This is a genomic window from Actinomycetospora cinnamomea (assembly GCF_003096675.1).
Taxonomy (GTDB): Bacteria; Actinomycetota; Actinomycetes; order Mycobacteriales; family Pseudonocardiaceae; genus Actinomycetospora; species Actinomycetospora cinnamomea.
Window position 1 is genome coordinate 403,995 of sequence record NZ_QEKW01000001.1, and the last position, 14,117, is coordinate 418,111.

The 14,117-nt window shown below is 74.9% G+C and carries 12 protein-coding genes; 3 read left to right on the plus strand and 9 right to left on the minus strand.

The features are described from left to right. Window positions 1-171: 171 nt before the first annotated feature. Both rsmD and C8D89_RS02000 read right to left on the minus strand, forming a co-directional pair. Window positions 172-717, minus strand: coding sequence for a 16S rRNA (guanine(966)-N(2))-methyltransferase RsmD (rsmD, locus tag C8D89_RS01995; protein ID WP_116706368.1), 546 nt, complete (start codon window positions 715-717; stop codon window positions 172-174). Beyond that, entirely contained in the window at window positions 718-4,110 is a 3,393-nt protein-coding gene (locus tag C8D89_RS02000) for a pyruvate carboxylase (protein ID WP_116706369.1), read from the minus strand. A 145-nt stretch (window positions 4,111-4,255) separates the two neighbouring features. Here C8D89_RS02000 and C8D89_RS02005 point away from each other — a divergent pair, with 145 nt between their 5' ends. Next, window positions 4,256-5,017, plus strand: coding sequence for a hypothetical protein (locus tag C8D89_RS02005; RefSeq protein ID WP_116706370.1), 762 nt, complete (start codon window positions 4,256-4,258; stop codon window positions 5,015-5,017). Between the two features lie 58 nt (window positions 5,018-5,075). Here C8D89_RS02005 and C8D89_RS02010 read toward each other — a convergent pair whose 3' ends face one another. From C8D89_RS02010 to recG, 3 genes are all read right to left on the minus strand, one after another. Continuing rightward, window positions 5,076-5,999, minus strand: a complete 924-nt coding sequence (locus C8D89_RS02010) for an alpha/beta fold hydrolase (RefSeq protein WP_165825501.1) — start codon at window positions 5,997-5,999, stop codon at window positions 5,076-5,078. A gap of 183 nt (window positions 6,000-6,182) precedes the next feature. Next, window positions 6,183-7,091, minus strand: coding sequence for a C40 family peptidase (locus C8D89_RS02015; protein WP_116706372.1), 909 nt, complete (start codon window positions 7,089-7,091; stop codon window positions 6,183-6,185). A gap of 410 nt (window positions 7,092-7,501) precedes the next feature. After that, window positions 7,502-9,712: an ATP-dependent DNA helicase RecG gene (gene recG, locus C8D89_RS02020; protein ID WP_116706865.1), complete on the minus strand. Its 2,211-nt coding sequence runs from the start codon at window positions 9,710-9,712 to the stop codon at window positions 7,502-7,504. A gap of 187 nt (window positions 9,713-9,899) precedes the next feature. Between recG and rpmB the strand changes: the two genes are divergently transcribed. After that, window positions 9,900-10,088, plus strand: coding sequence for a 50S ribosomal protein L28 (gene rpmB, locus C8D89_RS02025; RefSeq protein WP_116706373.1), 189 nt, complete (start codon window positions 9,900-9,902; stop codon window positions 10,086-10,088). A 158-nt stretch (window positions 10,089-10,246) separates the two neighbouring features. On the opposite strand, the gene C8D89_RS02030 is transcribed toward rpmB, so the two are convergent. Next, the gene (locus C8D89_RS02030; protein WP_116706866.1) at window positions 10,247-10,468 is read right to left on the minus strand and encodes a DUF397 domain-containing protein; all 222 of its coding nucleotides are present in this window, start codon (window positions 10,466-10,468) and stop codon (window positions 10,247-10,249) included. A 131-nt stretch (window positions 10,469-10,599) separates the two neighbouring features. Between C8D89_RS02030 and C8D89_RS02035 the strand changes: the two genes are divergently transcribed. Beyond that, window positions 10,600-10,992, plus strand: coding sequence for a hypothetical protein (locus tag C8D89_RS02035; RefSeq protein ID WP_116706374.1), 393 nt, complete (start codon window positions 10,600-10,602; stop codon window positions 10,990-10,992). Here C8D89_RS02035 and C8D89_RS02040 read toward each other — a convergent pair. The 3 genes from C8D89_RS02040 to aceB all read right to left on the minus strand — a co-directional run bounded on the left by C8D89_RS02040 (window position 10,989) and on the right by aceB (window position 14,031). Beyond that, entirely contained in the window at window positions 10,989-11,669 is a 681-nt protein-coding gene (locus C8D89_RS02040; RefSeq protein WP_116706375.1) for a uracil-DNA glycosylase, read from the minus strand. The two genes, C8D89_RS02035 and C8D89_RS02040, sit on opposite strands and share 4 nt — an antisense overlap. 137 nt (window positions 11,670-11,806) lie before the next feature. Continuing rightward, window positions 11,807-12,340, minus strand: coding sequence for a GNAT family N-acetyltransferase (locus C8D89_RS02045; RefSeq protein ID WP_116706376.1), 534 nt, complete (start codon window positions 12,338-12,340; stop codon window positions 11,807-11,809). Between the two features lie 86 nt (window positions 12,341-12,426). Beyond that, a complete protein-coding gene (aceB, locus tag C8D89_RS02050; protein WP_116706377.1) occupies window positions 12,427-14,031 on the minus strand; it encodes a malate synthase A in 1,605 nt (534 codons plus the stop codon). Between the last annotated feature and the right edge of the window lie 86 nt (window positions 14,032-14,117).

Here is a 14,117-nt window from a genome sequence, read left to right on the forward strand (position 1 = left end):
CGCCTCGCGGCCGTCGCGCGATCGTCCGGGGTGCGGCGGCGGGGCACCGCCGGTCGCCGTCAGGTGGTGAACGCGGTCACCGTGACGTCCGCCAGGCAGATGGGCGCGCGACGGCGGCCTCGCGGTACAGGATCGCCCCGTCGTGCACGACCAGCGCCCGGAGCACCGACCTCACGCCGCCGTCGCCAGGTGCAGCGTCGTCTCGCCGTACGTGCGCGGCTCCTCCGGCTCGAGGCCCTCGGGCCAGGCCGGCGCCGGGGAGCGGGCGTCGCGCTCGAGGACGACGAGCCCGCCGGAGCGCGTCCACCGCGGCAGCAGGGCGAGCACCGCGTCGAGGGAGTCGGCCGGTTCGCGGTACGGCGGGTCGAGGAGCACGAGGTCGACGGGCGCCGGCGTGCGCCGCAGGAAGGCCAGCACGGCGGAGCGGCGCACCGTGGCACCCCGCACGCCCGCCACCCGGGCGTTGGCCTGGATGACCGCGCACGCCCGCGGGTCGCGCTCGACGAGGACCGCGGTGGACGCCCCGCGCGAGAGCGCCTCGATCCCCAGCGCGCCGGAGCCGGCGTAGAGGTCGAGGACCTCGGCGTCCTCGATCACCCCACGGGCCTCGAGCGCCGAGAACAGCGCCTCGCGCACCCGATCCGACGTCGGGCGCGTGCCCGTGGGCGGCACCGCGATCCGCCGCCCCCCGGCGACGCCGCCGATGATCCTCGTCATCTACGCGAGCACGACCACCAGGTCGCCGCCCTCCACCTGCTGCACCGGGGCGAGGGCCAGCCGCTCGACGGTCCCGGCGCGCGGGGCGGTGATCGAGGCCTCCATCTTCATCGCCTCGATCGTCGCGACGGTGTCCCCGGCCTCGACCCGGTCGCCCTCGGCCACCTGCAGCGTGACGACGCCGGCGAACGGCGCCGGCACCTGGCCGGGGTCGCTGCGGTCGGCCTTCTCCGCGACCTTGACGTCGGTGGCGATCGCCCGGTCGCGCACCTGCAGGGGCCGCAGCTGCCCGTTGAGCGACATCAGCACGGTGCGCATGCCGCGCTCGTCGGGCTCGGAGATGGCCTGCAGCTCGATGAGCAGCTGGACGCCGGTGTCGATGTCGACCGCGCACTCGCGCTCGGGCTCCAGCCCGTAGAAGAACTCCTGGCTGCGCAGCACCGAGGTGTCGCCGTAGGCGTGGCGGTGCTCGCGGAACTCCTTCGTCGGCCCGGGGAAGAGCAGCTCGTTGAGCGTCGCGGCGCGGTCGGCCTCGAGGCCCTTGCGGTCGTCGTCGGTGAGCTCGGTGATCCCCGGGCGCCCAGAGCTCGACCCCGCGGCTCGGCCCTCCAGCGCCTTCGACCGCAGCGGCTCCGGCCAGCCCGCGGGCGGGTCGCCCAGCTCGCCGCGCAGGAACCCGATCACCGAGTCCGGGATGTCGTAGCGGCGCGGGTCGGCCTCGAACGCCGCCGGGTCGACGCCGGCGCCGACGAAGTGCAGCGCGAGGTCGCCGACGACCTTCGACGACGGGGTGACCTTCACCAGGTGGCCGAGCATCCGGTCGGCGGCGGCGTAGGCGTCCTCGATCTGCTCGAACCGGTCGCCCAGGCCCAACGCCACCGCCTGCGTGCGCAGGTTCGACAGCTGACCGCCGGGGATCTCGTGGTGGTAGACGCGCCCGGTCGGCGAGGTCAGGCCGGCCTCGAACGGCGCGTAGACCTTGCGCACGACCTCCCAGTACGGCTCCAGGGCGTTGACGGCGTCGAGCGACAGGCCCGTCTCGCGCGCGGAGTGGTCGGTGGCCGCCACCAGCGCCGAGAGCGAGGGCTGCGAGGTGGTGCCCGCCATCGACGCGACGGCCGCGTCGACGGCGTCCACCCCGGCGTCGATCGCCGCGGTCAGCGTCGCGAGCTGCCCGCCGGCCGTGTCGTGGGTGTGCAGGTGCACGGGCAGGTCGAAGCGCTCGCGCAGCGCGGTCACCAGCGTCCGCGCCGCCGGCGGGCGCAGCAGTCCCGCCATGTCCTTGATCGCCAGGATGTGCGCGCCGGCGGAGACGATCTGCTCGGCGAGGCGCAGGTAGTAGTCGAGGGTGTAGAGCCGCTCGCCGGGGTCGGACAGGTCGCCGGTGTAGCAGAGCGCGACCTCGGCCACCGCTCCGCCCGAGGCGCGCACCGCGTCGATCGCCGGGCGCATCTGGCTCACGTCGTTGAGCGCGTCGAAGATGCGGAAGATGTCGATGCCGACCCGGGCCGCCTCCGCGACGAAGGCGTCGGTGACCTCGGTCGGGTACGGCGTGTAGCCGACGGTGTTGCGCCCGCGTAGCAGCATCTGCAGGCAGAGGTTGGGGACGGCCTCGCGCAGGCGGGCGAGGCGCTCCCACGGGTCCTCGGCGAGGAAGCGCAGCGCCACGTCGTAGGTCGCGCCGCCCCAGCACTCGAGCGAGAGCAGCTCGGGGACGGTGCGCGCGACGTGCGGGGCGATCCCGAGCAGGTCGCGGGTGCGCACGCGGGTGGCGAGCAACGACTGGTGGGCGTCGCGGAAGGTCGTGTCGGTGACCGGGACGCCGGCCTGCTCGCGCAGCCACGACGCGAAGCCCTCGGGACCGAGCTCGGCGAGCCGCTGGCGGGACCCGTCGGGCGGGGCGACCGAGAGGTCGGCGTCCGGCAGCTTCTCGCGCGGGTCGGCGAGCTGCGGGGGCTCGCCGTAGGGCTTGTTGACGGTGACGTCGGCGAGGTAGCTCATCAGCCGGGTCCCGCGGTCGGCGGGCGCCCGCGCCGCCAACAGCTCGGGATGCTCGGCGATGAAGCTCGTCGTCACCCGCCCCTCGCGGAAGTCCGGCTCGTCGAGCAGCGCCATGAGGAACGGGATGTTCGTGGCCACCCCGCGCACGCGGAACTCGGCGAGGGCGCGACGGGCCCGGCGCACCGCGGTGGTGAAGTCGCGCCCCCGGCACGTGACCTTGACCAGCAGCGAATCGAAGTGCGCGCTGATCTCCGCGCCCGCGTAGGCCGTGCCGCCGTCGAGGCGCACGCCCGAGCCCGACGCCGAGCGGTAGGCCGAGATCATCCCGATGTCGGGGCGGAACTCGTTGGCCGGGTCCTCGGTGGTGATCCGGCACTGGACGGCGAACCCGTGCAGGGCGACGGTCTCCTGCGAGAGCTCGAGGTCGGCCAGGGTCTCCCCCGACGCGATGCGCATCTGGGCCGCCACGAGGTCGACGTCGGCAACCTCCTCGGTGACCGTGTGCTCCACCTGGATGCGCGGGTTCATCTCGATGAAGTGGTGGTTGCCGTCCGCGTCGAGCAGGAACTCGACGGTGCCGGCGTTCACGTAGCCGATCCTCTCGGCGAACCGGACGGCGTCCGCGCAGATCCGCTCCCGCAGCTCCGGCGACAGGTGCGGCGCCGGGGCGATCTCGACGACCTTCTGGTGTCGCCGCTGCACCGAGCAGTCGCGCTCGAACAGGTGCATCACGTGGCCCTCGCCGTCGGCGAGGATCTGCACCTCGATGTGCCGCGGGTCGATCACGGCCTGCTCGAGGATCACGGTGGCGTCGCCGAACGCGCTCGAGGCCTCGTTCATCGCCGCCTGCAGCGCGTCGCGCAGCGCGCGGGGCTCGCGGACCAGCCGCATCCCCCGCCCGCCACCGCCGGCGACGGCCTTGACGAACAGCGGGAAGGTCATCGACCCCGACGCGGCCAGCAGCGTCTCGAGGTCATCGGAGGGATCGCTGGAGTCGAGGACGGGCACGCCGGCCTCGCGCGCCGCGGCCACCGCGCGGTGCTTGTTGCCGGCCATCGCCAGCACCCGCGGGGGCGGGCCGATGAACGTGATGCCCGCGTTCTTGCAGGCGGTGGCCAGGCCCGGGTTCTCGGAGAGGAAGCCGTAGCCGGGGTAGATCGCGTCGGCGCCGGAGCGCCGGGCGGCGTCGATGATCGCGTCGATCGACAGGTAGGCGCGGACGGGGTGGCCGACCTCGCCGATCTGGTACGCCTCGTCGGCCTTGAGCCGGTGCTCGGAGTTGCGGTCCTCGTGCGGGAACACCGCCACCGTGGACGCGCCGAGCTCGTAGGCGGCCCGGAAGGCCCGGATCGCGATCTCGCCGCGGTTGGCGACGAGCACCTTGCGGAACATCGTCCGACATCCTCCTGGGGGTACGCCGCGACCGGACGGAGCACGCTACCGCGCACATCGTTCCCGGCGGCAGCGTCGCGAGGGCGACCTGCACCATGGTGGTGCGGTATCAAGGAGGGGTAGGACACACGCCGGGGAGGACATCGTGGACCGACCGAAGCGCTCCGCCGCCCCCTGGCTGTTCGGCATCGCGGTCCTGCTCACCCTGCTCGCCCCGGTGATCTTCCTTGGCGTGTGGGTCGGCGCCGGCACGGTCGAGGGCTTCGGCGTCGCGCTGCTCGCCGCCATCGCCGACCTCGTCGCCGCCGCCATCGCTGCGATCACCGCCACGGTCCTCGCCGTCCGCCGGGGCGTCACCCGCATCCGCACGGTGGTCCACGGCCACCCGCAGGGCCGGGTCGGGCGCATGGCCGAGCACGAGGCCGCGCGCTGGCGCCTCGCCCGCCGGCGCTTCAGCGAGCTGCAGGCCGAGTACGCCGCGTTCGAGGCCGACCGGCACGCCGTGGCCGCTCGCCCGGCGCTCGCCGACGTCACCGTGCCCGCCACCGCCCGCTTCGTGCAGGCGCTGGGCGACGCCGAGTTCCTCGTCACCGACGAGGAACCGGCGGGCCCCCGCCGCGCCGAGTTCGCCGCCGCGGTCGACCGGGCCGTCGAGGCGTGGGAGAACGCCCAGCGCGTGGCCGAGGGCCTCGCGCAGGCGCGTCGCGAGCACGCCGGCGTCCGCGACGACACCCGCGCCGTCGACCCCGCTCCGCCGCGTGTCCACCACACCGTCGCCCCCGGCGCGCCGGCCACCGGCGAACGCCCGGCCGCGCCGTCCGGGTCGGAGTACGCCCAGGCCGCCGACGCCGTGCGCCGCGCCGCCGCCCGCGGGGCCCGCGACCTGCGCGACCGCCTGCGCGCCTAGTCCCCCGACGCAGCGAACGGGCGGTTCGCTGCCTCTACGCGCGCGAACTCCCCGTTGATCACCGCGCGACGCGGCGCACGGCGTCGGCGAACGCCGTCGGTCGCTCGACCTGCACGTAGTGCCCCGCGCCGGGCACGACGACGACGCGCCGGTCCGGGCGCAACGGGGTGAGCGTGTCGGCGCCGAGGTCGGGCGCGCCGCCGGAGACGACGAGCACCGGCATCGCCAGCGGACGGGGGTCGGCGCGGTTCGCCGCGGCGTCGCGGTGCAGCGCCCGGTAGCGACCCATCGCCGCGTCCAGGCGCCCCGGCGGCGCGTAGGCGGCGACGGTGTCGTCGAGCGGGAAGGCCTGCGTCCCGGTGAAGCCGGCGAGGAACGCCTGCAGCCGGGGGCGTTCCGCGGCCTCGATCGCCCCGGGGGGCGCGTCGCCGAAGGTCCGCAGGTGCGGCGGGCCGCGCTCGGCGAGGCCGTAGCCGGGCACCCCGCCCCCGGAGATCACCAGGTGCGCCACCTGCGCGGGGCGCGCCCGGGCCCACGCCACGGCCGCCATCGCACCCAGGTCGTGGCCCACGACCGTCGCGGGCGGCAGGCGCAGGGCGCCGGCGAGCACGGCGAGGTCGGCGGCGAGGTCGCGCGTCGCGTAGGCGTCGGTGCCCGGCGGGGCGAGGCCGGAGCACCCGGCACCGCGGAGGTCGGGCACGACGACGCGGTGGTCGGCGGCCAGGTCGGTGGCCACCGCGCGCCACGTGGCGGCGGTCTCGGGGAAGCCGTGCAGGAGCACGACGACCGGCGCGCCGACCGGTCCCGCGGTGGTGACGTGCAGCCGCGTCCCGCTCGTGTCAACCGTCTGCACCGATCCACCGGGCACGGCGGGGGCGCACGGATCGGGCGCCGATCCGGGCGACCCGCAGCCGCTCACCACGACCAGGATGAGGGCTCCGACCAGCGCGAACAGGCTCGCGACGGGCCGTGGAGCGGTCACACGTCCCAGGATGGCCCAGGGCGCGGGAACCGACCGGGCGCCCCGGTCCGCGTGTTTGCGGTCACCGTCGGCGGGTCACCCGAGGGGTGTCGACCTGGTGAGTGGGAGCTGGGGAGCCTCCGCACACCGCATGGTCCGGGCCCGCCGTTCGGGGCGGCGGGCCCGGACCCCTTCACCTCGCGCTCAGGCGAAGCGGCGCGCGCCGACGGCGTCGTCCATCCGGCGGGCCACCGACGCGACCCGGACGTCCTTGCCGGACTGCGGCGCCTCGATCATCTGGCCGTCACCGATGTACATGCCGACGTGGCTGACCGGGCTGTTGAAGAAGATGAGGTCGCCGGGCTGCAGGTTGTCGAGGTCGACGTCCTCGCCGGCCTGTGCCTGCGCCCGCGAGGTGCGCGGCAGCTCGACGCCGGCCTTCTCGAAGGCCCACTGCGTCAGGCCGGAGCAGTCGAACCCGCTCGGGCTGGTGCCGCCCCACACGTAGGGCACGCCCAGCTGGCTGCGCGCAGCCGCGATGGCCTGCTGCGCGACGGACGAGCCGGCCGAGGACACCTCCTCGCCGTCCGACCCGCTCGACGAGGCCTCGCTGCTGCGCTCCTGGTCCTGCTGGGTGGTCCGGGCGGCCGCCCGCGAGTCGGGCGAGTCGTGCTTGATCGACGAGACGCCGGAGGCCGGGCTCGACGCCACGACCGGCAGCACCGAGGTCGTGGCGGCGTCGAGGGCCGGGGCGGCCGGGGCCAGCGCGAGGTTCGCCGAGGCGAGCTCCGGGGAGATCGCGGTCTCGCCGGTGACGGGCGCCGCCTCGTCGCCGAGGAGCCCGTGCGTCGCCATTCCGCCGGCGGTCGCGACCGCGCCGAGCGCGGCCAGCGACAGGCCCGCGGTGCGCGCGGCGCGGCCCCACGGGTGGGGCGGCTCGCCGTGGCCGGCCGGACGCCCGTGCCGCCCGTGCGCCGAGCGCGAGCGGCGGTCGACGGGGACGACGCCCATCGAGCCGGCCGTCGCGGCCTCGGGGGCGCGGTGGCGTCCCCCGGGGCGCGGGGCCGGGGCCTGCTTCGACACCGGGTCGGTCTCGGGCAGCACAGCCGTCATGCGCGATCTCCACGCCCGCCGGGCGGCACGCGACGGACCGGGGGCCGTGGGGACGACCCCGGGTCCGCGGACTCCCGCGCCGCTGGGGAGCTGCGGCGCGAGGTCGGTCACCCGCCCCGTCCTGGGAGGTCGTGCGCTCCGGGGAGGCCGCCGGACGGGGAACCGGACGGAGCGGCCGAGCGCGTCACCGGGCTGATGCTCGGCGACGACCAGAACGTAACCGATCCGTGACCACCCGGGACCACGCCACACCGTCCCAGCGCGCTCGCCGGTCGTCGCACCGCGCTCATCGGCGACCGTCGGAGCCACGGACCGCTCACCGCGCCACTGGCCCGTTCCGGTGACGACGAGCGGCCCCCCTCACCCCCGGTCGTGGTCTCGCGGCGGATCGGGGACGGCGCTCCGGGCTCCTACAGACGGTCGAGGAACGCCGCCTCGTCCTCGCCGACCACGGAGCGGACGAGCCCGGCGAGACCCGGGTGGTCGGCGAGCGAGGGGTCGACGGCCAGCACCGCGCGGGCCTCCTCGCGGGCCTCGGCGATGACGTCGCCGTGGCGCAGCACCGAGAGCATGTGCAGCCCCGAGTGGCGGCCGGACTGCTGGGCGCCGAGGACGTCGCCCTCGTCGCGCACCTGGAGGTCGAGGCGGGCCACCTCGAACCCGTCGGGCGTGGCGGCCAGCCGCTCGAGCCGCTCGAGCGCGGGCGAGCCCGGCAGGGCGTCGGTGACGAGCAGGCACGACGAGGGCGCCGAGCCGCGCCCGACCCGTCCTCGCAGCTGGTGGAGCTGGGAGACCCCGAAGCGGTCGGCGTCCATGATGATCATCATCGTGGCGTTGGGGACGTCGACGCCGACCTCGACGACGGTGGTGGCCACCAGCACGTCCACCCGGCCCTCGCCGAAGGCCCGCATGACCGCGTCCTTCTCGTCGGTGGGCAGCCGCCCGTGCAGGATCTCCAGCCGCAGCCCGGCGAGCGGGCCCTCGGCGAGCATCGGCCCGACCTCGCTGACCGCCAGCGGCGGGCGCGCGACCGGCGCCTCGGTCTCCTCGTCGCGCTCGGGGTCGAGCAGGTCGTCGGCCGCGGTCGGGGGCTGCTCCTCGCCCGGTTCGCCGCCCTCGTCGCCGATGCGCGGGCACACCACGTAGACCTGGTGGCCCGCACCGACCTCCTCGTGCACCCGCTCCCACGCCCGGTCGAGCCAGCGGGGCTTCACGCCCGCCGGCACCGCCGTGGTGGCGATCGGCCGGCGTCCCGCGGGCAGCTCGGTGAGCTCGGAGGTGTCGAGGTCGCCGTACAGCGTCAGCGCCACCGTGCGCGGGATCGGCGTGGCGGTCATGACGAGCACGTGCGGCGTCGTCTCCCCCGGCCGCGAGCGCAGCTCGTCGCGCTGGTGCACCCCGAAGCGGTGCTGCTCGTCGACCACGACGAGCCCGAGGTCGGCGAAGCCCACGCCCTGCTGGATCACGGCGTGGGTGCCGACGACGATGCCCGCGGCGCCCGACTGCGCGTCGAGCAGCGCCTCGCGGCGGGCCCTGGCACCCAGCGACCCGGTGAGGAGCGTGACCCGCGTCGCTCCCTCGGGGTCGGCGTCGAGCTCGCCCGCGCGTCCCAGCGGCCCGAGCATCGCCCGTAGCGAGCGCGCGTGCTGGGCGGCCAGGACCTCCGTGGGTGCCAGCAGCACCGCCTGCCGGCCGGCGTCGACGACCTGCAGCATCGCCCGCAACGCCACGATCGTCTTGCCCGAGCCGACGTCGCCCTGCAGCAGGCGGTTGAGCGGCTCCGTGCCCGCCAGGGCGGCGCTCAGCGACTCACCCACATCCCGCTGCGAGCCGGTGAGGGCGAACGGCAGCCGCGCGTCGAACGCGGCCGCGAGCCCGTCCTCCCGGCGCGGGCACGCGGGCGCGGGGCGGGTGGTGGCGCTGGCCCGTCGCCCGACCATCGCGAGCTGGAGCCCGAACGCCTCGTCCCACACGAGGCGCCGCCGCGCCGCCCGCTGCTCCTCGTAGGTGTCGGGCAGGTGCACCCGGCGCAGCGCGTCGCCCAGCGACGCGAGGCCGTGCGCGGCGCGCAGCGTGTCGGGCAGCGGGTCCTCGGGCTCGTCGAGCAGGTCGAGCACCTGGCGCACGGCCATCATCACCTGCCACGACCGCAGCCTGCGGGTGGCCGGGTAGACGGGGATGAGGCCGGGCAGGTGGGCACTCGCCCCCGCGTTGAGCACGATGAAGTCCGGCGCCGCCAGCTGCCACCCGCCCTTGTAGCGGCTCAGGTCGCCCGAGAACAGCGCCTTCGTGCCCGGCTTGAGATCGCGCTCGCGGTAGGGCTGGTTGAAGAACGTGCACGTGAACCACTGGGCGCCGACCGACACCCGTGCCTCGAGGACGTGGCCGCGGCGGTGGCGCATCCGCCGGCCCGTGACGCCCTCGACCGTCCCGAGCAGCGTGACGTGCTCGCCGGGGCGGAAACGCTGGTCCTCCCGGTCGGTGGCGCGGGTGACCGTCGCGTGCTCGATGTACTTGCGGGGGTAGTGCCGCAGGAGGTCGCCCACCGTGCGCAGCTCGAGCTGGCGGGCGAGCGGCCGCGCGGTCTTGTCGCCCAGGGCCGTGAGCAGCGACGTCTCCATGCCGACCACGCGGGAGAGGATGTCACCCCGCACCGACAGCGCCCGGGGTCGACCCGCGCCCGTCCCGCCCCGGCGACCCCGGCGCCCGGGGCCGCGCGCGTCCTCGGTTACGCTGGAGAGGAGTGCGCACCGCCGGTGACGGCGTGGGTGCGCGAGCGGAATCGTCAGCGTGTCGAGGAGTTCAGCCGTGAGTGCCGTCTGTGACGTGTGCGCGAAGGGCCCGGGGTTCGGGAAGTCGGTGTCGCACTCGCACGTGCGCACGAACCGCCGCTGGAACCCGAACGTGCAGGTCGTGCACACCCGTCTGGCCAACGGCAACCGGAAGCGGATGAACGTCTGCACGTCCTGCCTGAAGGCCGGCAAGGTCGCTCGCTGACCCAGCGACCCTCGTCCCACGGCGCCACCGGCGCACCGCGGGTCTCCGTCGGCGACGGCGCCGGGACGCACCGCGGGTCCGCGGTCGCCCGGTGATGGTCGCCGTCGACGCGCTCGTCGAGGTCGACCGAACCCGGCGCCGACCGCAGCGGCGGCCCCTCAGGCCGGTTCGAGCAGGTCGTCGAAGTCGCCGTCCTTGGCGCCGAGGAGGAACGCCGTGATCTCGGCGCGCGTGTAGACGAGGACCGGACCGTCGCGGTGGCGCGCGTTGCGCACGGCCGCCCCGCCGTCGGGCAACGGCGCGACCTCGACGCAGCTCCCCCGCGGTGTGGTGCGGCGGCTCTTGCGCCACGCCAGGCCGGCGGTGTCGGATTCGGTCATCTCGGGCACGGGCCCTCCCCCAGAACGTGCACCAGCTCTCGCCGGGTGCAGGTGTTCTTGCATCTGCAATCTACGTGGGTGAGACTCGGTCACGTCGCGAACGTCGGGTGGAGCGACGAACGGAGGTCCGCGTGAGCCAGCCGGGACGCCCACGGGCCGCGGGCCGCACGTCCGCACCGCTGCGTGTGTCGTCCGAACGGCTCACCGACGAGGAGGCCCGCGCCGCCGCGGCCACCCCTCCGGCACCCGCCGAGCCCACCGGTCCCGTCCGGACGGTCCCGCCGCCACACCCGGCGGCCTCACCACCCGCGGCCACGGCCGTCGCCGCGCCCGTCGTCGCCCGGCCGTCGCTGCCCGTGGTCGCCCCACGGCCCCGGCGACGCCTCGCCGACCTGTGGCGCCTGCTGTTCTCGCGCCGCCGCGCCGGGCGCCACCGTCCGGAGACGACGCCCCCGCAGGGCTGGAGCATGTTCGCCCCCCAGCGCCGGCGCCCGCCGGGGCGGCGCTGGGGCCGCCGGATCTAGGGCAGGCGCCAGTCGACCGGCTCGTCGCCGAGCTCGAGGAGGAACTCGTCGACCCGGCTGAACGGGTGCGAGCCGAAGAACCCGCGGTCCGCCGACATCGGGCTCGGGTGCGCCGACTCCACGGTCGGTACGTCCTCGCCCAGCAGCGGCTTGACCGTCTGCGCGTCGCGGCCCCACAGCACCGCCACGAGCGGCTGGTCGGGCCGCGCGACGAGCGCCGACACCGCGGCCTCGGTGATCTTCTCCCAGCCCTTGTTGCGGTGCGACCCCGGCGACCCGGGCTCCACGGTGAGGACCCTGTTGAGCAGCAGCACGCCGCGGGCCGCCCAGGGCGAGAGGTCACCGCTGGTGGGCGGCGGGTGCCCGAGGTCGCTCGTGTACTCGCGGAAGATGTTCTGCAGGCTCTTCGGCAGCGGGCGCACCTCGGGCGCGACCGAGAACGACAGCCCGACCGCGTGCCCGGGGGTCGGGTACGGGTCCTGGCCCATGACCAGCACACGCACCTCGTCGAACGGCTGCGCGAAGGCACGCAGCACGTTCGGCCCCGCGGGCAGGTACTTCCGCCCGGCGGCCACCTCGGAGCGCAGGAAGTCACCCATCGCCGCGACGGTGTCCGCGACCGGCTCGAGCGCCTCCGCCCAGCCGGCCTCGACGCTCTCGGAGAGTGGACGGGCCACGGTGGGAGCCTCCGCAAGGACGGGCACGGGTCATTCCGGTCGGCGAGCCGACCCGGGTTCGACGCTAGCGCCCGCCGCACGACGGTCCGCACCCACCCGTAGCCCCGCTGATCCCTCCCGGTGCTCCGCCGACCCGATCAGATCGGGTCGGCGGAGCACCGGGGGCGATCATGGTCGGGAGCGAGCCCGCGGGCGAAGCAGATGCTGCCCGGGGCGTCCCGGTAGACGCCGAACCCCGGCATCTCGTGATAGCCCCGCGCCCGGTAGAACGCGATCGCCTCGGGCTGGGCGCTGCCGCTCTCGAGCACCGTGCGCCCGCACCCCGCCGCCGCGGCGGTGCGCTCGAGCTCGGCGAGCACGGCCGTCGCCAGCCCGCGCCGACGGTGCGCCGGGTCGACCCACATGCGCTTGATCTCCGCGTCGCCCGGGCGCAGCACGTCGCGGTCCCTGGCCTCGATCGTCGCGGGCTCGTGGCGCCGCCAGCCCCCGCAGCACACCGGTCCGGTGCCGGGAAGGCTCCCGAGGAGGAAGATCCCGCGCGGCGGGCTGAACTCGGCCGGGTCGACGGGCGTGCGGTCGGCGCCGCCATAGCGCTCCACGTAGAACGCCTGCACGGCGTCGACGAACCGCACGCTCTCCGGGTCGTCGTACGCCGCGACCCGGAAGGTCACCGATACGGACGGGGCGAGGGACGCCCCCGGTGCGTCGCAGGCAGCCAGGGCGTCCCTCGCCCCCTCGCGGGGAGCCGTCACGCGTCCTAGTCGATCAGCTCGTAGGCCGGCAGCGTGAGGAACTCGACGTAGTCGTCGGCGAGCGCGACGGACTCGAAGACGTCGCGGGCGTCCTGCCAGCGGCCCTTCTCGAACACGTCCTCGCCCACCGTCTCCTTGATCTTCTGCAGCTCCTCGTCGATCACCCGGCGGACGAGGTCGGGCGTCACCTTCTGTCCGTCGTCCAGCGCGATGTCGTTGTGGATCCACTGCCACACCTGCGAGCGGGAGATCTCCGCGGTGGCGGCGTCCTCCATCATGTTGAAGATGCCGGCCGCGCCGGTGCCCGACAGCCAGGACTGGATGTACTGCAGGCCCACCGACACGTCGTTGCGCAGGCCCGCCTCCGTGATGTCCCCGGGCGTCGAGCGGACGTCGAGCAGCTCGGCGGCCCCCACACGGACGTCCTCGCGGGTCCTGTCGAGCTGGTTGGGCCGGTCGCCGAGGACCTTGGTGAACTCCTCGCGGCAGATCTCGACGAGGTCCGGGTGGGCGACCCAGGAGCCGTCGTAGCCGTCGCCGGCCTCGCGGGCCTTGTCCTCGTGGACCTTGGCCATGGCCTTCTCGTTGGCCTCGGGGTCCTTGCGCGACGGGATGAACGCCGCCATGCCGCCGATCGCGAAAGCGCCGCGCTTGTGGCAGGTGCGCACGAGCAGCTCGGAGTAGGCGCGCATGAACGGCACGGTCATACCCACCGAGTTGCGGTCGGGCAGCACGAAGTCGCGGCCCTGCTCGCGGAAGTTCTTGATCACCGAGAACAGGTAGTCCCAGCGCCCGGCGTTGAGGCCCGAGGCGTGGTCGCGCAGCTCGTAGAGGATCTCCTCCATCTCGAACGCCGCGGTGATCGTCTCGATGAGCACGGTGGCGCGGACGGTGCCCTGCGGGATGCCCAGCAGGTCCTGCGCCTTGACGAACACGTCGTTCCACAGCCGCGCCTCGAGGTGCGACTCCATCTTCGGCAGGTAGAAGTACGGCCCGCTGCCGCGGTCGACCAGCCCGCGGGCGTTGTGGAAGAAGTACAGCCCGAAGTCGACGAGCCCGCCGGCGATCTTCTCGCCGTCGACGGTGATGTGCTTCTCGTCCAGGTGCCACCCCCGGGGGCGCAGCACGACGGTCGGCTGCTCGTCCGCGGTGACCTCGTAGTGCTTGCCCTCGGGACTGTCGTAGGTCAGCTTGCCGTCGCCGGACTGCGCGTCGATGAGGTTGACCTGGCCGGAGATGACCAGCTCCCAGGTGGGCGCGTGCGAGTCCTCGAAGTCGGCCAGCCAGACCTTCGCGCCGGAGTTCAGCGCGTTGATCGTCATCTTGCGGTCGGTGGGACCCGTCATCTCGACCCGGCGATCGCGCAGGTCGGCGGGCGCCTCGGCGACCTTCCAGTCCCCGTCGCGGACGTCCTGCGTCTCGGGGAGGAAGTCGAGAGTGCCGGTGCGCGCGATCTCCGCGCGACGCTCCTTGCGGCGCTCGAGGAGCTGCCGGCGCGTCGGCTGCGCGTGCCGGTGCAGCTCGGCCAGGAACGCGAGCGCGTCGTCGGTGAGCACCTCCTCCTGCCGCTCGACGGTGTACCCGGACACCTCGACACCGGTGGTCGACATTGGCCAGCACTCCTCACGACGGGACCTGGTGCTGTTCGCTTTTCTACATCATGGAAGTTGACTTCCGCAATGCGGAATGATGGGGT